Raw genomic sequence first — 22,040 nt, forward strand, 5'->3', positions numbered from 1 at the left:
GAAAAATGGCAGAGAATCAAAACTACGGCACAGGTCGCCGCAAAAGCTCTTCAGCTCGTGTATTTATCAAACCGGGCAGTGGTAAAATTACTATCAACCAACGTGAATTAGACGTATATTTTGGTCGCGAAACTTCTCGTATGATCGTACGTCAGCCATTAGAATTGGTTGAATTAACTGATAAATTAGACCTATACATCACAGTTAAAGGTGGTGGTATTTCAGGTCAAGCGGGTGCAATACGTCACGGTATCACTCGTGCATTAATTGAATATGATGAAACATTACGTCCAGCATTACGCGCAGCAGGCTTTGTTACTCGTGATGCACGTCGCGTTGAACGTAAAAAAGTGGGTTTACACAAAGCACGTCGTCGCCCACAATACTCAAAACGTTAATCGTTTCTTATTCAAATATTGTTCAAATGGCAAGTTTTCACTTGCCATTTTTCTTTTCTAAATTTATTAAACCAATCATTACAAGAAAATTCAATTTGTTATCAATAAGATAGAGTAGTATTGAATAAATTTACTTAGCTATTTCCCTATAATTTATGGTAAAATATTGCCCTTAATTTAAAATGACAGATAAGCAAAAGGTTAGCAGAGGAATAAAATGAGTAGTGCATCAAGTAAACGTTCAATAATGACCCTTTTTTCCAATCAAGAAGATATTTATTGCCATCAGGTTCGCATTGTATTAGCGGAAAAAGGCGTGCCTTATGAAATGGAAGAAATGGCTCTAGGTTCTGTATCTGAAGATTTAATGGAATTAAACCCTTATGGAACATTACCAACCTTGGTAGATCGTGATTTAGTGCTATTTAATTCTCGTATTATTATGGAATACCTTGATGAGCGTTTTCCGCATCCGCCATTAATGCCTGTTTATCCTGTATCTCGTGGTAAAAGCCGTTTATTAATGTTAAGAATTGAGCAAGATTGGTATTCTTTACTAAACCAAATTGAGCAAGGCGATGAGTCTGAGAAAGAGCAGGCTACAAAGCAATTAAAAGAAGAATTATTGGCTATTGCACCAATTTTCAATCAAACACCTTATTTTATGAGTGAAGAATTTAGCTTGGTCGATTGCTATATTGCCCCTTTATTATGGCGTATGCAGAAGCTAGGTATTCAATTTGCAGGAGCGGGAAGTAAAGCAATCAAAAATTATATGGAACGCGTGTATCAAAGAGATTCTTTCAAGCAATCCGTTGGTGAAGTTGCACCTAAAAATCTAATGGATGACAAATAAAAGAGAGGAGTTATGGAGCGTAAATTCTCACCGAAACGTCCTTATATCTTAAGAGCTTATTATGATTGGCTTATAGATAATGATTGTACGCCTTATTTGGCGGTTGATGCAACGTATGCTGGGGTAAAAGTACCAGCTGAATACGTCAAAGATGGGCAAATCGTATTAAATATCTCAATGAATGCAACGGGAAACTTGCAATTAACCAATGATTTTGTGCAATTTAATGCGCGTTTTCAAGGCATACCGCAAGAAATTTTTATTCCTATGGGGGCGCTTATTGCTCTTTATGCAAGAGAAAGTGGTGATGGCATTATGTTTGAACCAGAGGAATTTGAAGGTGATCTTGCCCAACAAGATGAAATTCAAGATGAGCAGCCGTTAAGTTTCGTTGAAGCTGTTGATAAAACCAAACCAATAGAAAAATCATCTAGCAATAAATCCTCTCCAAAATTACGTTTTATTGATTAATTATTATTGCCCCTAATGTCTTTTAAGTGCCTGTATTAAACAAATCGTGCAGGCACTTTTTTATATCCCTAATTTATAAAACCCTTATTTTTTTCATTTCTATCGACCTTGTTTAATTATTTTGTAACCCTGTAACAAAAACATCAATCGAATTTTTCTCTTTCTTTAATAAGTTTCACAATTTATCTATTGTAGAAATCAAGGGTAAATTACCACATCACCATAACAGCACAGCAATTTAAAAAATAAGATAATGCTGCAATAAATAAAGCGTAACATAAAATATTAGCGATGCAATAAGCTCAACAAAAGAGAGTAATAAAAGTTACTTTTATACTTCCATTATTTAACATAATATACATTATGCGAAATCAGTTATCGGGTTAGTGAAAGCTACGGGTTAAGGGAATCACAGACTTATACACAGACCACTTTTACTAGTTAAACAAGATAAAATCAAGGAAGTTTACAGCGTTGTAACGCATTGTTTTAATGCTTTACCCACTGAGCGAGATAAAATGTAAAGGAAAATTAAAGATGAACGGGTTTAATTAAGATGAGGTGATGGCATTAAGATCGCAATCTCTCGACAGAGCACATATAACCTATTATGTCCGCTAAAAATTGTAACGTAATCTGAAAAGCCATTATGCAAAGTTAGTTATTGGGTTAGTGAAAGCTACAGATTAATAAAATCACTGAGTTATACATAAATCACTTTTACTAGTTGAACAAGAAACGATCTTGTGCCAAAATGATACGAGGATATATTCGTATCATTGGGCTATGCAAATTTTTGCATAAGCTTTTCTTTCAACGTTCTTTCTAAGGAGAAATGCAATGGAAAATAAAATTAAACTTGGTGACACTGTTCAACTTAAGTCAGGTGGACCTTTGATGACTGTTATATCAGAAAAAGATAACGAAGAAGTAGTATGTATGTGGTTCGATAGTAATAATCGCCAATTTAAGGAAAGTTTTCCTAAAACTGCGTTATTTATTTACGAATAAGTCTGAGCTACCTGCTTAAGATTAAAAATAATAAAATGTGAGGTTATAATGCAAAAATTATTAATAATTTCTATCACAGCTTTACTATTGGTAGCTTGTCAGCAGCCTTCTTTTGAAAGAAAAGTCTATAAATCACTCCCAGAAACAAAGCCAGATAGTGCAAAATTTTGTATCTATGGCGGCAAACAGTACTCTAAAGGTAGTATTATCAAAGCTGAAGGAATGACGCTAAAATGTGGTACATATAACATAGATGTATTTGATAAAACACTGTCTTGGGGTAAATAAATTCTTAAATTAACGTCTAAAAAATTTGGGGGCTGTTGTACTAGATAACTACTAAAAACTCCATTTAGGTTAGAATGAACCAATGAGAAAAGTCGCGTAAGGTTCGTAGTTATGATGCACTTGATATGAGTGAGTTTAGTCATTTTCATATCAATTACAGTACGTTTTTGCTGAAAATCATAAGCACATAAACGGAATTAAGAATTTATATAGATATAGGAACTGACGAATTTGTTAGTTCCTTTAAATTTAATGGGGGTTACTTAAATAAAAGTCAAATAAGGACGTAATGTTAAAAATATAATTAATGGGATAAATGACAAATGAAGATAACCACTTTGCAAATATTGATTGCGTGCTTAGTTGCTTTGGCTCTCTTTTTTATTGCCGTATTTAGACAAAGAAAACCTCGCCCATTAGACGGACGTTTATATAAAAGAACAAGGTTAATGAATCATTCTGAACAGCAATTATTTCAAAAATTAAAAATGACGTTTCCTGATTACTATATTTTCCCTCAAATCCCCTTTTCTTGTATTGCAACACCGAAACAATACAACCAGAAATTATTTTGGAAGATTAATCAAAAACGCGTTGATTTTCTCCTTTGCAATCAACAATTAGAAGCCTTACTGATTATTGAGCTTGACGGACCTATTCATAAGAGCAAAAAACAATCGGATAAAGAAAGAGATAAATTTTTCAAATATATTGGACTTAATACATTAAGAATTGATGTTGAAGCACTAAAAGCATTAGATTTAGAAACGTTGAAAAAGCGGGTTTGGGAGAAAATAAAAAACTGAAACTGCCCCTTGTTTTCTGCAAAATAAAGCGTGGGAAGTTTACAGAAAAAATGAAAGAACCATTACTAAAACGAGGTTAAACAAGGAAACAATAAAACAACTAAGTGATTGATTTTATTGAACTGTTAAAACAGAAAAGATACAAAAGAATTGGTGGAGCTGGGGGGAGTTGACCCCCCGTCCGAAACTACTCTACCTTCAGCACTACACGTTTAGTCTATCTTTAATTTCACTTAACCACTGCGGACAGACACGCGATAGTTAAGCTAGCTTGATTCAATTTAACGTTTCGATCCTCAAGCGGAGGCGTCCACGCGATCTCGTTTGGGTTTGACTCCTCTTTATCCCCGTCTTACGAGCGGAAGCTGGGGAGAGAAGGCTATGAGCAGGTTATTAAGCTGCTAAAGCGTATTGTTCGTCGTTTGCGAATATTTTTTTGCGGTTTATTTACGAGGCCTACCGCACCTCGACGTGCACCTTGGGCTTCGCTAATCCCGTCGAATCCAGAATCAGCCCCAAAATTTAAGCCAATTCTACCAAAATAATTATGCTATTAAAAGTAAATTTAACAAAATTTCAATAAAAAAGAAGAAATATAAAATTTAGATATCTTTACACATCATAAAATTATGAATAATTTTTCCTCTTAGAAGATAATCTGTACAGAGAAATAGAGAGTAGAATAAGTAATGTGGATAAGCTAGGTAACAGCCACTTTTCAGAGTGAATAATCCAAGATGAGAGGCTAATATCAATAGCAAACAGAAAATTAAATGCAATAAAATAATATTTTGATTGCTTATGACTATAACGAATAATGATACTATCCAATGCGGTAGTAAAGAACATTTCTAGATAAGTAATACCAATAACAAAAAGAAATATTGAGCCTGTACTTCCCTTTTCCCAATAAAGAGGAATGTAGAAAAGAAAACAGCTTATATACGCCAATAATAGTGCATTCATATCACCAATAAATTTTGTTACATAAGCATAAATAGGGATTTGTAGCATAATAATCAACATTGTATTCAATAATACGATGCTAGAATACATCTCTTTTTGATTATTTATACTCATCATTACGGGGATCTCTTTCTCATAAATTAAATAAAAACTGAAAACGCCATGCAGGCTAAAAATATTGCACTTAACAAAGTGAAATTCAATGCAAATTTATTTTCTTGGTGATTATTCTGTGCTGATTGCTGAATATCCCTAAGTTTAAAACTTAAACACATTGCCATTACAATAATAAATAAAGAGAAAATAACTAACCCATTAAAACACCCAAATAGATTGAGTAAGAATGGTGTTATCGCTACACCAATATTATTTAAAGTAAACCGTTGTGATAAACTTCTTGCAATATCGTGTGAAGTATTTTGTAAATAAATTTTAGATGCTGTCGAAAATAAGGCTGTTGCTAATGCAGTAACTGAAATTAGGATAACTGCCCCATAAAAGGTAGGGTTAAATAAAAAATAAAAGTAAGCGAGAAATCTTAGAAAAAAAGAACATATAATAATATGTTTAATTGTTAGCCTTCGGCAAAGGGGAAAATATAAGCAAGAGAAGATTGCAACTCCCCAGAATTTAATTGAAAATAGTAAAGAAATATCATTTTCTGTAATATTTTTATTTGATAAAAAGAAAATTACCAAAATAATGGGGAGTGTTGAAACAATAGAATTTAAAAAGAATAAAAGATCAATCCTATATTCTTTTTTTAGTAACGCAAATTCCATTTTGCCTCTATTTCATTTATTATATTTTTCCCTAGTTCTGTTAATTTTCCATATTGTTTTACTATTCTATATGTATTTTTTAATTTCATTAATCTATCATTATAAATTAATTTAACATCATCATAATAGATATAATCCAAATTTAATAGGATCTTTTCAAATGTACTACATATTCTATTTAGAATAAACAAAGCATGAAATAAACCGATCATTGGACGTTTATCTTTTCTTAGAGGAGCATCAAATAATTCGTCAGCCTCATTGTTAACTAACTCATCATTAGCATTTAAAATATTTAATGCCGTATGTCCACACTCATGAATGATGTGTTCTATATAATAAGGAATAGAATAATTTTCATTTATACATATAAATATTGCACCCCACATATAAAAATTAGTGCCTGAGCGCATAAATCTAGCACCATTATCTAGCTCTTTTGTTAGAAAAATAGTATCAATAAACTCATAAATTTCATTGAAAGAGTTTATATCATATTCTTTTATAGCTTCTAATGCATCATTTAACTTCATTATTTCATGATTAATAAACGCATCATCTTTTGCATTACAAAATTCAAATCTAATTTGATTATTATCCTTCATTATTTCGAGGATCATATCAAGTTCATAGGTAGTTTCTTGATATAAAGGAGATAAATTAACCCCTTGCTGAACACATATAGACTCAATAAAATGTAGATACTTTTTAGCTTCATCAAATTTATTATCTTCCACTCTCTTTATGGCTAGATAATGAGCGGCACTTATTTTCCAGTTGATAGATTTAATTTTGCTTGGAGGCATATCTAAAAACTCTCTCAGGTAGTTTATAGATGATATAAGAGCACCACAAAACTGTAGTTTAAAATTAGAGTGATTATAATTTGTATCCACTATATGACACATATTTTCTCCTTAGGAAACAAACTTAGATGAAAGCATAGATAATTACTATCTATGCTTTATTTCATTATTTGAAATTAATGGCTAAAAGACCAACCTGCTATAACAGATTTGATTTTTAGTAACTTCTTAGTGTTAAGTTTTTTCATTTTTTTCTCCTTTAATATGTTAATAATTTCTGCCTCTTTCAAGTAAGGAAGCAATTTAAATTTATCAACTGATCAAATTAAAAAAAACAAATAAATGTTAAAATACTTCAAAGCGACTCTTTAGAGTAAAAGAAGCACATACTCATAAACTTGCTGCAACAATGCCAATTTTTCAGGGTGATTTTGATTCTCTTCCACAAGGCTTTGTAATTCTTGCTCAAATTGCACCGCACTTTTTTCTAACTTGTTACGGCGGTATTTATCCCATCGTACCTGCTCTGCTCTGCTCAAGGTTTTATAGAAATGCCGCGCACGGTAATGGAATAACAACGCTTCTACTCGCTTATCTTGGAATGTTAGATTGTGTTCTGAGAGTTTTTCAGGCGGTAAATCACGCAAAATCGCCATATTATTTTTATCATTAATGCCAAAAAAGCCACTGTATAATTCAGTTTCCACATTATCGTTTGGCTCAAATGTCCGTTCATCGGTGAAAATTTGTAGCACTTTTTCACGGATATTGAGATCTGCACGTAATCTAGCAAGGTTTGCTAAGCAATCTTGACGATTAATGCCTAAACGTTGTGCATTTTCAGGTAATAGGGTTTTGGCTGGAGCTAAAATTGGGCATTTATTGATATGCACCAATTTTAATGGCACTGGCAAAATGCCTTGTTCTTCCAATTCTGCTTTTTTCGTGTATAAATTCTGGCGTAATTGATCTGCGCTTTTATTGAGCAGATCATCAATATTACTATCTAAATCACACACAATGACCGCATTTTTATTGGTTGGATGCCAGGCTAAAGGGGCAATCCAAGTAGTGTTGCCACGATAATTTCCTAACATTCCTGAAACGTGAACCAAGGGTGTCATTTCTGCGGTGTTAATCATTTTTTCAAGGGATTTTTTATCGCGATGTTCAAAGAAAAATTGGAATAATCTTGGCTGTTTTTCTTTGATTAATTTTGCCATTTCAATAGTTGCATACACATCAGCCATTGCATCGTGGGCATTGCTATGCTCTATCCCATTGGCTTTGGTTAAATTTTCTAAGCGGAACGAGGGCATTCCCTCATCATCATAAACCCAGTTTATGCCTTCTGGTCGCAAGGCATAACAGGCACGCACTAAATCCAGTAAATCCCAGCGAGAATTACCATTTTTCCAACTATATTCGTAAGGATCGATAAAATTCCGATAAAAGGTATAACGGGTCATTTCATCGTCATAACGGATATTATTAAACCCCATTACACAAGTATTTGGCTGTGAGAATTCTTGCAAAATTCGCTGGGCAAATTCTGGTTCAGATAAACCTTGTTCGTTGCATTGTTGTGGCGTAATACCCGTTACCATTACCGCAGTGGGTGAAGGTAAATAGTCATTAGTTTGCTTGCAATAAAACATCACAGGCTCACCAATAATATTAAAATCTTTATCAGTACGAATACCGGCAAATTGCGCAGGGCGATCCGTGGCGGGATTAACCCCAAAACTTTCGTAATCGTAAACAAAAAAACTAAAATTATCTTGCATTACCTTACCTTGTTAAAAAAGGTTCTAAATAAAATAGGCTGAGAATGGCAGAAATACCAAGTACTACGCCTACCCCATTAATTTTACTTATTTTTTCTTTGAATACTATTGCGCCTACAAGCGTACCAAGACAAATCACACCAATATTCATTCCAGCAAAAACGAGCGTTGGGTTTTGGCTGAAACTTTGATGGGCGCGAATATAAAATAGAATATTCATAAAATTTAGCCCACCGAGTACAATTCCAGCTAATAAGCTTGCGCCATTCCATTGGGTTCGTTTAATCAATAAATACATAAACATCACGCACATTGCTAAGGCAAACGCAATAAACAAGGTGGTTGGAAAGGCATTCCCCATTTTGGCCATTTGTTTGAATAAAATGTCAATGACACCATAGCCTAACCAAACAGCAAGCAAGCTCAATCCCGCTTTGACAGAAAGTTGCTGTTCGCACGGTTTATTGATTAAACAAAATAACGCAGAAAAAGCCAAAACTAAACTGATAATACGTGATTGACTGAGCTGTTCGCCAAATAATATAAAGGCAGCTAAAATAGGCAGAAATAAGGATAAACGTTGCGCTGCATCAGAGCGTACAATGCCAGCAAATTCAACCGCTTTAGACATAATAATGAATACACTCGGTAGCAATAAACCTAGAGCTAAGAAAATGGCACTATTTTCATTTTGTACAATAAACTCGGTGAAGCCTTGTCCTTGAAAATTAGGCTGTAATAAAAAATAACTTAATAACAGGGCAATAAGATAATTGAATGCGATTGCCTGTTCAATGATGATATTAAACTTCCGTGCGACTTTTAATAATACGGAGACAGCCACACTACAAGCAATAGCAAGAAATAAATAAGCCATTCGCTATCCTTAGTAAAAAGAAAGAAATTTAAAGTGCGGTAGAAATTACCCTTATTTTTTACCGCACTTTAATATAACTTAGTGTGTTGCACCAAACCCACGTAATCCCACTACGTGAACTTGTTCTTGATTACCTGAGATTTTACGTACCAGTTTATAAGTGGTTCCTTTTTCTGGGCTAATGTTTTCAGGTGCTGCAATTAATAATTGCATATCTAAACGAGAACATAGTTCAAATAAGGTAGAAATCGATTTCGCATCTAAACGTGCCGCTTCATCAAGGAATAATAAACGGCAAGGAACAATATCCTTACCTCGAATACGACGGCTTTCTTCTTCCCAACTTTGTACCACCATTAGTAAAATTGACATCCCAGTACCAATAGCTTCACCCGTTGATAATGCACCACTTTCTGCACGTAACCAACCATCTGCGCCACGATACACTTCAACTTCTAAATCAAGGTAATTGCGGTAATCCAATAACTCTTCACCAATAGTTTGAGCGGTACGCTGCCCCATATCGATATGCGGATTTAAGCGTTGATACAATTTCGCAATGGCTTCGGAGAAAGTAATGCGGTTATCTGAGAATAAATCTTGATAATCATTGTGGCGATCGGATAACGCATCTAACAACATTGCGTGAGTATCACGAATATTAACTACTAAACGCACCGATTTCACCTGACCAAAGGCAATATTTTGTAAGCCTTGATTGAGCATACGAATGCGATTTTGTTCGCGTTGAATGGTTTTACGCATAATATTCGCCACACTTTCGGAACTAATCGCGAGTTTTTTCTCACGATTTGTTAATTCTGCAGTTAGACGAGATAACTCGATCTCCATTTGTTCAATCGCATCAATCGGATCATCTGTTTTAATGATGTCTTGACGAATACGCTCACGTAAATGTTGATACACCGCAATAAAGAACCTCACTTTATTTTCTGGTTTACGATTATCCTCAGATAAACGCAACGCATCACGCAGGTATTCATTATCGGCTACGGCAGTACGCAGCGCACCAAGGGCTTTATCTGACATTGAACGTAATTCATCAGCAGAAAGATATGCTAACTCGCGGCGGTTTAAACGTTTTTCCACATCATTATTGCGTGATAATCGTAGCACCACACACCAGCTTGCTTTCATCGCCACCACTAATTCACGTTGTGTTTTGTAATCACGTTCTGCTTTACGAATACGGCGGTTAAGATTTTCACTTTCGCTTTCAATTAAGGTTAATTGTTTTTCCAAATAACGGCGACGATTACGCACGGTGGTAAGTTGTTGCGATAATTCATCACGGCGTGCTTGCGCCCGTTGCTCTGCCCCATCATCTGCGCGTACGCCAAGCTGACTGATTTCCTCAAGCAATTCATTCAGTACTTTATTTTTTTCTTCATAGGAACTACGCAGCTCAATATAAACTTGATTATATTGGGCAAAACGAATTTGTTTTTGACGAACTTGTTCGCGTTGTTGTTCACGTTGTTGCTGAATTTGCTCTAAACGATTGCGAAGCTGCTCATTTAATTCAGAGGTTTCAGATTGAACGCTTTCTTTGTAATCAAAATGGGCTTTACGTTGTACCACATCGGCTAAAGCAAAAACACGTAGTTGAATTTGTTTTTGTTGTTGTTTTGCTTGTTCATAGTCAGCTTTTAATCGCTCATAATTTTCTGGATCGCTTTGTAATGTATTGGCAATGGGTTCAAGCTGTGACAATGTCACGCCATATTGGCGAATAAAGCGTTCATCTTGTTCTGCTAAATCTAATTGCTCACGACATTCTTCGATACGATCTAATAAACTTTCATCACCAAGGACGCCAAGTTGCGGAATCAGTTTATTTAATAACTGTAATTTTTCTTTTGCATTGTCTAATTTAAGGCGAATTTGTTGTTCAGTGGTAGTAAACTGCCCTAATTCACGCTCGATTTCCCCTTGTTCACGGCGAATTTGTGCCATTAATTCTTCAGGATTTGGCTGGAATGCGAGGGCTAAATGCAAACCAACAAATTGGCTGAAATGTTCGTGTAAGCGTTGGCATTTTTGCACATCAAAAGCACATTCGGCATAGTGTTCCGATACTTCATCACGTTCAATTTGTAAGGCTTCTAAATGTTTTTCTCGTGCGGCACGGCCAAATAATGGAATTTCAGGGAATTTTGAATAACGTAATTCACGGTTAGACACCTGAACCACAACCCCTAGATCTAGCTCTTGGGCGGACAATACGCTGTCATCAAAAGAACTTGGATCACCTTCGATAAGGTATAAATCATCTGGGCAATCTTCAAGTTGCGCTAATTGCGCTTTCACAGCGTCTAAATCGCGTACCACAATCGCGTGACGAGCAGGGCCATATAATGCGGAGAAATAAGGTGCGTCTTCAATTGGCACATCATCATAAAGCTCAGAAAGTAACACACCGCCAAAGCGTTCTGCTAATACATTTAAACGCGGATCTTCAGAACCATCTGGCTGGCTTAAACGAGAAATTTGCTCATCAAGTTGCTGACGTTTTTGCTCTAACTGATCGCGTTTGATGGTTAATTCTCGTTCTTTAACTAAGAGTGATTGCATAAAATTCATCACGTCTTGGCTGTCAGCAAACTGACTATGACTTTGTTCTTGTAAACGTTCTAGCGCTGATTGCGCGGTAAGCCACGCAGGGGCTTTATTGGCATTTTCATTGTAACGGACATTCAACTGCTCACGTTTTTGACGCAGGGTTGAGCGCTGTTCCACCTGTTCTGCCAATTCTTCATTTAGCTCATCAACAAGGTTTTCTTGCTCCGCATAATAGTCTTCAATTTCATCGGCGGTTTCAAGTTCTAATGTGGCTCGCTGATTAAATTCTTTCAATAAACGCACCGCACTTTGCTGTTGTTGATAACGCTGTTTTAACTCGTGTAATTTGGCACGAAGTTGCGGTGTTTGTTGCGCTTGCACTTTTTGGCTTGGATATTCACGCAATAATGCTTTTGCACTTTCCCACGCAGCAGAACGTGGCATTTCGCCTGCGATTTGGCAAACAAGTTGATAGGCTTTATCAAACTGCGATTTCGCCATTTCGGAAATCGACATTTTTTGCTCTAAATCTAGAACGTTATTCGTCAAATCTTCCGCTTGCGCGACAAATTCAGCGTGATAATCCTCCACATTTTTAGTAGAAAGATCAGCCAATCCACAAAGGGTTTTGGCTTTTTCAAGTGCTTGAATAGCCTGTTGATATTGCAACGCACGGGTTTGCTGGGCATCTAGTGCTTGTTGATAATCCGCTAATTGGCTACGTAGTTGATCCACTTCTTGTTCATATTGTTCTAACTGCGCTTGGCTTTCTTCGTGCTGTTCTGATGCTTCTTCTACCGCAAATTTTTGTTCTTCTAATTTTTCTCGTAAACTTTCTACATCATCTTGATAACGCGAGATTTTTTCTTGATGACGTAACGCATTTAGCACCAAATTAAGATGATCGAGTGCGCTTTGGTGATCAACCTCAAGGGTTTGCTCATTTTCGTTAAGTTCCGCCAATTCACGGCTAAAATCCACTAAGCGATGTTGTGATAAATCGCGTTCTGATTTTGCTAAATACCATTCCTTACGATGTGTTAAGGCACTTTCTACATTGCCGCGACGTTCATTGGCATTACGCATATAATCTGACGCCACATAATTGGTGGTTTCTGTAATTAAATGCTTGAATAAATCACGATCCGATTGCGTAACTTTAATTGCCTCAAGGGTCATACGGTTTTCACGCAATGCACTTTCCATATCTTGAAAGGCTTTACGGACGCCTAAGTTTTCGGGTAATAAATAATCACGCAAGGAGCGAGTAATCACACTGGAAATTCCTCCGTAAAGCGAGGCTTCAATGAGTTTATAAAATTTGCTACGATCTGAAGAAGAACGCAGACGTTTAGGAATAATCCCTAAATCAAACATCATTCCGTGATAATCTGTAATGGAATGATATTGTTTAAATTGTGCGCCAAGGTTTTCTATTTTTTCTTTTAATTCATTAAGCGTTAGTACCCTTGCTTGACGTTCATTGACCGTTTCAGTTAAAACACTTGTTGGTGTTTGTGCAAGACTTAGCCCTTGAATAGAAAAGGTTTTAATATCAACTTTTTTATCTCGTCCAGCAACTTGTTGTAGACGCGCCCCGACTAAAACACGTTGATGACGAGAATTCACTGCATCTAATACTGCATAGCAGACACCCGGTTTGAGCTTGCCGTGCAATCCTTTGTCGCGTGACCCCGTAGTTGCCCCAGCTTCTGTGGTATTACGGAAGTGCAATAAGGTTAAATCAGGAATTAACGCGGTAACAAAACCAGCCATTGTGGTTGATTTCCCCGCACCATTCCCCCCTGATAAGGTCGTGACTAACTCATCTAAATCAAATGTACGGGCAAAAAAACCGTTCCAGTTAATGAGGGTCAGTGAGCGGAATTTTCCACGCTCGACATTTTGAGCAATGGGAGCAGGCGTATCTTGCTGTTCTGCTTGCACTGTTTCAATAATGTCTAATTCTTCAGGTTGATGATTTTCCATTTCTTCACTATCAAGGGTTAAATTATCACTTTCTAATTCAAATGCTTTGCTCATTATTCTTCCCCTTCCTCATCAATTTCTTCTATTTCATCTACATTTTCAGCGTCATTTTGTACCGCACTTTTCTCATCTTGTAAGGATTGCGGTGTTGCCGCTTCTCCATCACGAATTAAGCGTAATTGTGCTTCCATTGGATCATCACCTGCGCGCACTTCAGCACCAAAACGAAATACCGCTTCTGAAATCACAAATTTACCACTATGCTGATCCCCTACGGTAGCAATCATTCCTAGACGGCGTAAGCGGTTAAGTGCTGCTCGTACTTTTTCAGCTAATTTCTGTTTATCTAAATCAGATCCTGAAGAACGCTGATTGACGGTTTTTAACAGTTTGCTTTCATCAGCAAGATTTAATAATTCATCATAAACTTCTTGTGTGGTAAAAATACCTTGTTGAGCAAGACGTTCTGGACTTAAATACAAGTAACATAATACCTTTCCCACAAGCATTTCTAGCTCGGAAAGAACAGAACGCGCAATTAATGTTGTTGCTTTTGGACGTAAATAAAAGAAACCTTCTGGCGCGCGAATTAATTCTACGTTATAACGGCGATAAAATTGATCCAACTCATATTGAAAATCCATTAAAAAAGCGTGATTATCAAGCTGTTCAATACTAATATGTCTTCCCGCTCGTAATTGGCTGTCCACAACAGGAAAAAGAGGATTTGCAATGGCTTGAGCTTGTTTTACTGAAATTATATCTTGTAACTGATCTGTCATCATTCTTTCTCTTAATTATATTCATCAATAATATGGGCTTGTACTTCAGCCCCCGCCTGATTTATTTCTTCCCATTGTGGATATACGCCACTTAAATCACCACTCGCCATTCCTAGCCGTACAGCTTGATCGACAATAATTCTTGCTACATCAAAATGTCGTTCGACGGGATAATTATCTAACTGTTCTTTTAACACAAGGCTAAGATTAATAGGACGATGATTTTCGCGATAAGCAATTAATAGAGCTTGCATATGTTCAACAATTTGTTCGTGCAAATCAGCCAAACTTTCGTATTGTAATGCTTCTGGCAACTCCCCTAGCGCATCTTCTTCGCGTAATACAAGCTCTTCATCACGCAAATCTACTAAACGTTCTGCTTGTGCCGTCCATAAATACCAAGGATTTTCAAAATAATGTTGAATAGATTGGCGTAAACGTTGCGAAAACACACGATTTTTATCCATATCAATCGCTGTACGGATAAATTTATGTACGTGGCGGTCATAACCAATCCACAAATCAATAGATTGTTGCCCCCAGCTGATAATGCGGTCTAATTTTGCTTGTAAATCAATAATAAGTTGATCGATAAAATAGAGATTCTGCTGTCCGATCACACAATCTTGAATACGCAATAATTGTGCTTGCAGTTTATCTCCAGCGGAATTGAGAGTGTCTTGTAATTCACGTAAATTGCTTGAGGTTTCATCTAATAAACGTTCACAGCTTGAAATCGCTGCTTGCCAATCTTTGGTTAATAGCTCTGCAATTTCATCTTTAATGCTTTGCTGACTTTCATCCATCACACGTTGTGAGAAATCAATGCTGTCAAAAATCTCTGCCACAGAATATTTTAATGGCGCAAACACATTGCGTCGCCAATGATTTTCATCTCCACCCTCTTCTGCCGCTTCAGAAGCACGTTGAATTTCATCTGCCACAATAGAAAGCTGGACAGAAAGGCGTAACGCAGAAAATTCACGCTGGCGAATGTAATAGTCCGAAACCCCAACGCCCAATGGGGTTAAACGATAGATTGCCAAACCTTCGGTGAATTCGCTACTAAAACGATTGAGAAAACGCTGTTTCACTAATTCATTAATCGCATTATTGGCTCGGGTAGCAATATTATCGGGGGATTGCTCAAAGGCTGATGCGGTATGACGGAAAATATCCACTAAATCCGTTTCTAACATCTCACCGTCTAAACGTTCATTGTTATAAATCGCAATAGCCAATAAAAACGCCAAACGATCAGTCGGCAAATTAAGCGAGAATTCTCGCTCTCTTGCCCAAGAGACCAATTCAGGGATTGTTTGTGATGTTTCAAGCATTGTGTATTCTCACAAGCAAATAAAAATTAGACAAAAATTGTATTTGATTATACAGGATTTTTTACGGATCTTGTAGATCGATTTTTTACCAAAAATGTTTACAAAAACTTGTCATTTAGCAAAATGTATTTACAATAAAGAAATGGTTATTTGATTTAACATTCAAAATGGAAATTGAATTTGATCAAAAGAAAAATCAGCGCAATATTGAAGAGCGTCAACTCTCGTTTGAAATGGCGCGTTATTTTCATTGGGATAGCGCAATGATTATTGCTGATGAGAGAAAAGATTATCCCGAACCGCGTTTTTTAGCCGCGGGTTATGTGGGTACAACAGCGCGATTACATATTCTTGTATTTACGCCAATAAAAACAGGAATTCGAGTGATTAGCTTCCGTAAAGCAAATGCAAGGGAGGTCAAAAAATATGAAGACAGAAAAAAACATACCACTAATTAATGTTGAGGGGGAAGCCCGAGAATTACAGCAAAGTGACTTTACACAAATGAAATCGTTACAAGAAACAATGCCTGATTATTTTGTCAATATGGTGCTTGCACATCAAACTGAAATGGAAAAACAAGGGCATATAAAACCAAAAGTAAGAGGTAAACAAAAAGCGCCAACCAAACAAATTATCACTATTCGCTTATCACCAGAAGTCATTGAAGCCTTTAAAGCCACTGGAAAAGGTTGGCAATCACGCATCAATGAAGTACTTCTCCAGCATATTCACTCAGTATAATTATCAATGACCGCATCATCATAATAAAGTGCGGTCAAAAACGTTCATCTTTTTTTAGCTACCTAAAAAGACCTAAATCCTGCATATTCCTATTGGAAAAAATTCCATTACCCCTTACTATACGCAAGTTTTTTAAATTGATATAACTGAATAATAAATCCAATGAGTGAAAATTTAACTTCTCAAAACGAAAAAACAAAGAAACAAATCTACAATTTCAATAAGTTACAAAAACGCCTACGCCGTAATGTAGGGGCTGCCATTGCTGATTTTAATATGATTGAAGAGGGCGATAAGGTAATGGTGTGCTTGTCTGGTGGAAAAGATAGCTACACTTTGCTTGATATTTTGCTCAATTTACGCCTTAACGCACCGATTCATTTTGACATTGTGGCGGTAAATTTAGATCAAAAGCAACCCGGCTTCCCCGAACACGTCTTACCTGAATATTTAGAACGCATCGGCGTAGATTACAAAATTGTAGAAGAAAACACCTACGGCATTGTGAAAGAAAAAATTCCAGAAGGCAAAACCACTTGCTCTCTTTGCTCACGCTTAAGACGTGGGATTTTATACCGCACTGCCACAGAGCTTGGCGCAACCAAAATTGCTCTTGGTCATCATCGTGATGATATGTTGGAAACCCTATTTTTAAATATGTTCTATGGTGGCAAACTGAAGTCAATGCCACCCAAATTAATTAGCGATGATGGCAAACAAATTGTGATTCGTCCACTGGCCTATTGCAAAGAAAAGGATATTGAAAAATATGCTATCGCCAAACAATTCCCCATTATTCCTTGTAATCTTTGCGGCTCACAGCCCAACTTGCAACGCCAAGTGGTAAAAGAAATGTTACAGACTTGGGATCGCCAATATCCGGGGCGTATCGAAACGATGTTTAGTGCAATGCAAAATATCGTACCTTCTCACTTATGCGATAAAAATTTATTTAATTTCAAAGATATTCAACGTGGACAACAGTTAGACGGCGTGGAAGGCGATATTGCTTTTGATAAACAAGATCTACCTGCTACCCCATTATACCAAGATGAAGAAGAACAAACCGATTTTAGCCAAAATGAAATGATCGCGTTTAAGGAAGTGAATTAAACGTAAAGCGAATTAGAAAGTGGGTAAAAAATTAAGTGCGGTGAAAAAAATTAACATTTTCCACCGCACTTTTCTATGTCTCTATTTTTATAAATGCAATTTTACATTCTACGCGCTTGCCAATAAGTGCGCGTCCAGTAAGGGCTATTGAGGGAAGAATAAATCACTCCCCCTTTAGTTGATGCGTGCAGGAATTGGCCATCTTTAACATAAATCCCAACGTGGTAGCCATTAGGCCCTCGCCCTGTTTTAAAGAAGACTAAATCTCCTGTTTGAATTTGTGATTTTGGCACTTTTATACCATATTTCACTTGCTCTTTTGTCGTACGCGGAAGTTGAATATTAAAACGATCACGAAATGTTTTTTGCACAAATCCAGAGCAATCAATACCACGGCGACTTTGCCCGCCTAAACGATAAGGCGTGCCAGCCCATTCTCGTTGATGTTCACTTAATAAGGCGATTGTCATAATTGGATCATCAAGTCGTCCCTGATAAGAAATTTTTTCATCAGAATCTGAATGATTTACTGAATGTGGAGACCCTGAACAAGCTACTAAGACAGCAATACCAAGGGAAACTAAAATAAATTTAGCTAAACGCATTTTTTACCTACAAAATAAATAAAAGGAAAGCTATCCTAAAAAAAGATAGCTTTCTTATCACATAAATATTTAAGCCTTTGGCTTTGATTTTTCTACTCGAGAACGTAATTTTTGACCGGGTTTGAACACCACGACGCGACGTGCGGAAACAGGTACGCTTTCCCCTGTTTTAGGGTTGCGTCCCGGGCGTGAGGCTTTATCACGTAATTCAAAATTACCAAAACCCGATAATTTCACATCTTGCCCACTTTCCAACGCTACGCGAATTTCCTCAAAAAAACTTTCTACCAATAATTTGGCATCACGTTTATTTAGATTATGCTTTTCAATTAAGCTGTCAGCTAGTTCAACTTTGGTCAATGTCATAATATTAATCTCTCAAATAAGCATCAAATCGTTGTTTTAATGCGTCTAATACTGCTGAAATTACCGCATTAATTTCTTTCTCTTCAAGGGTTTTTTCCGTATCTTGAATTGTTAAGCTAATCGCTAAACTTTTCTTACCTTGTGGTAAATTTGCCCCTTGGTAAACATCAAATAAACTTAGGTTCACAAGCTGTTTTCCGCCTGCTTGACGACAAACTTCTAACACATCGCCAGCCGGTATTGCGCTATCCACGACAACGGCCAAATCACGTTTATTAGCTGGGAAGCGAGAAATTTCTTTGGCATTTGGCACAGATTTTTCTGCGATCGCCGCCCATTCAATTTCAAATACAATTGGTTTACCTGACAAACCAAGCTGTTGCACGACTTTTGGATGTACGGTACCAATATAACCGATTTCTTTATCGTCCAACATAATGGCAGCGGATTGTCCCGGGTGTAACGCTGGATATGATTTTGCAACAAAACGCAAACGATTTCCAGCCTTTGTTAGCGATAAAATGCGTTCTAAATCCCCTTTTAGATCAAAGAAATCCACATTTTCGCCTTTATGTTCCCAATGAACTGGACGTTTATCCCCTACAATCGCAGCGCCAATAACGTATTCTTGACGAACACCACTTTCTGCTTGGCTATCAGGAATAAAGCGTAATCCACCTTCAAAAATACGTACACGATTTTGCTGACGATTTTGGTTGTAAGCAATGGTGGTAAGTAAGCCCGGTAATAAAGAAACACGCATAGCAGACATTTCACGCGAAATTGGATTTGGTAAAATTAATGCCTCTTGTTGTGGGTATAATAATTGCTGAACTTCAGGATCAACAAAGCTATAAGATACAATTTCTTGATAATCACTATCTACAAATGCCGTGCGAACACGAACCAATTCTAATAAATGTTCAGGCATTGGTTTCATTTGTAAATGCGCTAATGGTGGATTATTCGGAATATTGTTATAACCGTAAATACGGGCGACTTCTTCGATCAAATCTTCTTCAATTTCAATATCAAAACGCCAGCTTGGTGAAATCGCTGTCCATAAACCGTCTTGATAACTCACTTGTAACCCTAAGCGTTGCAAAATATCAGTAACCGTTTCAGTTGGAATATAATGCCCTAGTAGATGATCTAATTTTTCACGGCGTAATTGAACCTGTTTCACTTTAGGTAAATGCACTTCACTTACCACCTCACAAATTTCGCCAGCTTGTCCACCACAGATTGCTAATAATAATGCGGTTGCTCGTTCCATTGCATCGCGTTGTAAATTAAAATCAACGCCGCGTTCAAAGCGGTGAGAAGCATCAGTATGCAAGCCATATTGTCTTGCACGCCCTGTAATAGCTAACGGAGCAAAGAATGCGGATTCAAGAATAACGTCTTTTGTTTCGCCATTTACTCCGCTTGCTTCACCACCAAAAATGCCAGCCATTGCTAATGGACCATTTTGATCGGCAATAAGAAGTGTATTGGGTTGAAGTTTGGCGGTTGTACCATCTAACAGGACTAATTCTTCCCCTTCTTTCGCCATACGTACTTGTACAGGCTGGCTCACTTTAGCCGCATCAAAGGCGTGCATTGGCTGCCCTAATTCAAGTAAAATGTAATTGCTAATGTCTACCACTGGATCAATAGAACGGATACCGCAACGGCGTAATTTTTCTTGCATCCAAATAGGCGTTTGCGCCTTAACGTTCACATTTTTTACCACACGCAATAAATAGCGTGGGCAAGCCTCTGGCGCTAACAGATCAATTTGTGCTTTATCAGTAATGGTTGCTACAACGGGCTGAATCTCAGGCGTATTGACTGTTTGCTTATTTACCACACCCACTTCACGGGCAATGCCCGCAATACTTAAACAGTCGGCACGGTTTGGCGTTAAGCTGATTTCTACACTGTTATCATTTAATTGTAAATATTCACGTAAATCCGTCCCAATCGGTGCATCGGCTGGTAATTCAATGATACCGTTATGATCGTCAGAAATGCCTAATTCACTAAATGAACATAGCATTCCTTCAGAAGGCTGACCACGCAATTTAGTTTTCTTAATTTTAAAATTACCCGGTAATACAGCACCATCTACAGCACAAGCTACTTTCAAGCCTTGGCGGCAATTTGGCGCACCGCATACAATGTCTAATAGACGTTCACCACCAACATTCACTTTGGTTACACGCAATTTATCAGCATCAGGGTGTTGAGCGCATTCCACCACTTCCCCAACAACAACGCCATTAAATTCACCAGCAACCGCTTCAATGCCATCGACTTCGAGTCCAAGCATTGTAATTTGATCACATAATTGTTCCGTGCTAACTTCAGGATTAACCCATTCACGCACCCATAATTCACTAAATTTCATATTCTTTCTCTACATTAAATTCGGTTTTCAATTACTTAAATTGTTTTAAGAAACGGAGATCATTTTCAAAGAATGAACGTAAATCTGTTACATTGTAACGTAGCATCGTTAAACGTTCTACGCCCATTCCCACCGCAAAGCCAGAATATTCTTCTGGATCAATACCAACATTACGCAACACATTTGGGTGAACCATTCCACAACCTAGCACTTCCAACCATTTGCCGTTTTTACCCATCACATCGACTTCTGCAGAAGGTTCTGTAAAAGGGAAATAGGACGGTCGGAAACGCACTTGTAAGTCTTCTTCAAAAAAGGCGCGTAAGAAATCGTGTAATAAGCCTTTTAATTCACTGAAGTTAGCGTGTTTATCCACATAAAGTAATTCAATTTGGTGGAACATTGGGGTGTGGGTTTGGTCATAATCATTACGGTATACACGTCCCGGTGCCATAATACGAATTGGCGGACGCATTTTTTCCATTGTACGAATTTGTACGCCAGAGGTTTGGGTACGCAATAAACGCTCTGCATCAAACCAGAACGTATCGTGATCGGCACGGGCTGGGTGATGAGCCGGAATATTTAGTGCATCAAAGTTGTAATAATCAGTTTCAATTTCAGGCCCAACTTCTACACTAAAACCTAAGTTAGAGAAAAATTTTACAACACGCTCAATGGTAATTGAAACAGGGTGTAAGCCACCTAATTCTGTTTTACGCCCCGGCAAACTGACATCAATACTCTCTTTCGCTAACTGTGCATTAAGGGCCTCTTCTTCCCATTGTGCTTTTTTGGTGTTTAATAAATCTAACACTTTTTGTTTCGCTTCATTGATTTTTGCCCCCATTGCAGGACGCTCTTCCGCCGCCACATCACGCAATCCTTGCATTAATTGGGTAAAATGCCCTTTTTTCCCAAAATATTCCACACGAATGGCATCTAGCGTTTCAAGGCTTTTATCGTGCAATTTTTCAATCGCTTCTTTTGCCTGTTCGGTAATTTCTTTAAGGTGTTGCATACCTATCCTCTAATAACAATATAACATCTGAAAAATTTCTTAATGATAATACTAACGCCT

At 37.1% G+C, this 22,040-nt stretch carries 21 protein-coding genes, 1 other RNA gene and 1 pseudogene; 10 read left to right on the forward strand and 13 right to left on the reverse strand.

The window, feature by feature from the left end:
* Positions 1-5: 5 nt before the first annotated feature.
* From rpsI to L5B83_RS07995, 7 genes and pseudogenes are all read left to right on the forward strand, one after another.
* Positions 6-398, forward strand: a complete 393-nt coding sequence (gene rpsI / locus L5B83_RS07965) for a 30S ribosomal protein S9 (protein WP_017806615.1) — start codon at positions 6-8, stop codon at positions 396-398.
* A 217-nt stretch (positions 399-615) separates the two neighbouring features.
* Positions 616-1,254, forward strand: coding sequence for a stringent starvation protein SspA (sspA, locus tag L5B83_RS07970; RefSeq protein WP_250350247.1), 639 nt, complete (start codon positions 616-618; stop codon positions 1,252-1,254).
* Between the two features lie 12 nt (positions 1,255-1,266).
* Positions 1,267-1,725, forward strand: coding sequence for a ClpXP protease specificity-enhancing factor (locus L5B83_RS07975; RefSeq protein ID WP_265778089.1), 459 nt, complete (start codon positions 1,267-1,269; stop codon positions 1,723-1,725).
* A gap of 840 nt (positions 1,726-2,565) precedes the next feature.
* On the forward strand, positions 2,566-2,736 hold the full coding sequence (locus L5B83_RS07980; protein WP_265778090.1) for a YodC family protein: 171 nt from the start codon (positions 2,566-2,568) through the stop codon (positions 2,734-2,736).
* Positions 2,737-2,784: 48 nt separating this feature from the next.
* Entirely contained in the window at positions 2,785-3,024 is a 240-nt protein-coding gene (locus L5B83_RS07985) for a DUF1496 domain-containing protein (protein ID WP_265778091.1), read from the forward strand.
* A 104-nt stretch (positions 3,025-3,128) separates the two neighbouring features.
* A pseudogene (locus L5B83_RS07990) lies at positions 3,129-3,235 on the forward strand (IS1595 family transposase); the annotation flags it as partial.
* Between the two features lie 112 nt (positions 3,236-3,347).
* Positions 3,348-3,830, forward strand: a complete 483-nt coding sequence (locus L5B83_RS07995; protein ID WP_265778092.1) for a DUF2726 domain-containing protein — start codon at positions 3,348-3,350, stop codon at positions 3,828-3,830.
* 151 nt (positions 3,831-3,981) lie between these two features.
* Here L5B83_RS07995 and ssrA read toward each other — a convergent pair.
* From ssrA to mukF, 9 genes are all read right to left on the reverse strand, one after another.
* Positions 3,982-4,347: a transfer-messenger RNA gene (gene ssrA, locus L5B83_RS08000) on the reverse strand.
* A gap of 110 nt (positions 4,348-4,457) precedes the next feature.
* A complete protein-coding gene (locus L5B83_RS08005; RefSeq protein WP_265778094.1) occupies positions 4,458-4,886 on the reverse strand; it encodes a hypothetical protein in 429 nt (142 codons plus the stop codon).
* Between the two features lie 50 nt (positions 4,887-4,936).
* Positions 4,937-5,578 (reverse strand): MFS transporter, encoded by a 642-nt coding sequence (locus L5B83_RS08010; RefSeq protein WP_265778095.1) that lies wholly within the window; start codon positions 5,576-5,578, stop codon positions 4,937-4,939.
* Entirely contained in the window at positions 5,560-6,486 is a 927-nt protein-coding gene (locus L5B83_RS08015) for an aKG-HExxH-type peptide beta-hydroxylase (RefSeq protein ID WP_265778096.1), read from the reverse strand. Before L5B83_RS08015 ends, L5B83_RS08010 begins: the two co-directional genes overlap by 19 nt.
* 266 nt (positions 6,487-6,752) lie before the next feature.
* On the reverse strand, positions 6,753-8,171 hold the full coding sequence (sbcB, locus tag L5B83_RS08020; protein WP_265778097.1) for an exodeoxyribonuclease I: 1,419 nt from the start codon (positions 8,169-8,171) through the stop codon (positions 6,753-6,755).
* A gap of 4 nt (positions 8,172-8,175) precedes the next feature.
* On the reverse strand, positions 8,176-9,048 hold the full coding sequence (locus L5B83_RS08025) for a DMT family transporter (protein ID WP_265778098.1): 873 nt from the start codon (positions 9,046-9,048) through the stop codon (positions 8,176-8,178).
* A gap of 78 nt (positions 9,049-9,126) precedes the next feature.
* The gene (gene mukB / locus L5B83_RS08030; RefSeq protein WP_265778099.1) at positions 9,127-13,674 is read right to left on the reverse strand and encodes a chromosome partition protein MukB; all 4,548 of its coding nucleotides are present in this window, start codon (positions 13,672-13,674) and stop codon (positions 9,127-9,129) included.
* Positions 13,674-14,402 (reverse strand): chromosome partition protein MukE, encoded by a 729-nt coding sequence (gene mukE / locus L5B83_RS08035; protein WP_265778406.1) that lies wholly within the window; start codon positions 14,400-14,402, stop codon positions 13,674-13,676. The genes mukB and mukE overlap by 1 nt, the downstream gene beginning before the upstream one ends.
* Before the next feature lie 11 nt (positions 14,403-14,413).
* Positions 14,414-15,739: a chromosome partition protein MukF gene (gene mukF / locus L5B83_RS08040; RefSeq protein ID WP_250350252.1), complete on the reverse strand. Its 1,326-nt coding sequence runs from the start codon at positions 15,737-15,739 to the stop codon at positions 14,414-14,416.
* 167 nt (positions 15,740-15,906) lie between these two features.
* On the opposite strand from mukF, the gene L5B83_RS08045 reads away from it, so the two are divergent.
* The 3 genes from L5B83_RS08045 (at position 15,907) to ttcA (ending at position 17,596) form a co-directional block, all read left to right on the forward strand.
* Positions 15,907-16,197 (forward strand): BrnT family toxin, encoded by a 291-nt coding sequence (locus L5B83_RS08045; protein WP_265778100.1) that lies wholly within the window; start codon positions 15,907-15,909, stop codon positions 16,195-16,197.
* A complete protein-coding gene (locus tag L5B83_RS08050) occupies positions 16,166-16,483 on the forward strand; it encodes a BrnA antitoxin family protein (RefSeq protein ID WP_250350254.1) in 318 nt (105 codons plus the stop codon). The genes L5B83_RS08045 and L5B83_RS08050 overlap by 32 nt, the downstream gene beginning before the upstream one ends.
* 162 nt (positions 16,484-16,645) lie before the next feature.
* Positions 16,646-17,596, forward strand: coding sequence for a tRNA 2-thiocytidine(32) synthetase TtcA (ttcA, locus tag L5B83_RS08055; RefSeq protein ID WP_265778101.1), 951 nt, complete (start codon positions 16,646-16,648; stop codon positions 17,594-17,596).
* Between the two features lie 101 nt (positions 17,597-17,697).
* On the opposite strand, the gene L5B83_RS08060 is transcribed toward ttcA, so the two are convergent.
* The 4 genes from L5B83_RS08060 to pheS form a co-directional block, all read right to left on the reverse strand.
* Positions 17,698-18,201: a C40 family peptidase gene (locus L5B83_RS08060; protein WP_265778102.1), complete on the reverse strand. Its 504-nt coding sequence runs from the start codon at positions 18,199-18,201 to the stop codon at positions 17,698-17,700.
* A 69-nt stretch (positions 18,202-18,270) separates the two neighbouring features.
* Positions 18,271-18,567 (reverse strand): integration host factor subunit alpha, encoded by a 297-nt coding sequence (locus L5B83_RS08065; protein ID WP_103855875.1) that lies wholly within the window; start codon positions 18,565-18,567, stop codon positions 18,271-18,273.
* Positions 18,568-18,571: 4 nt separating this feature from the next.
* A complete protein-coding gene (pheT, locus tag L5B83_RS08070) occupies positions 18,572-20,959 on the reverse strand; it encodes a phenylalanine--tRNA ligase subunit beta (protein WP_265778103.1) in 2,388 nt (795 codons plus the stop codon).
* A 31-nt stretch (positions 20,960-20,990) separates the two neighbouring features.
* Complete coding sequence (gene pheS, locus L5B83_RS08075; RefSeq protein WP_250350258.1) at positions 20,991-21,980, reverse strand: phenylalanine--tRNA ligase subunit alpha; 990 nt, start codon at positions 21,978-21,980, stop codon at positions 20,991-20,993.
* Positions 21,981-22,040: the final 60 nt, after the last annotated feature.

Source organism: Avibacterium sp. 21-599, from assembly GCF_026226765.1.
In the GTDB taxonomy this organism is placed as follows: domain Bacteria; phylum Pseudomonadota; class Gammaproteobacteria; order Enterobacterales; family Pasteurellaceae; genus Avibacterium.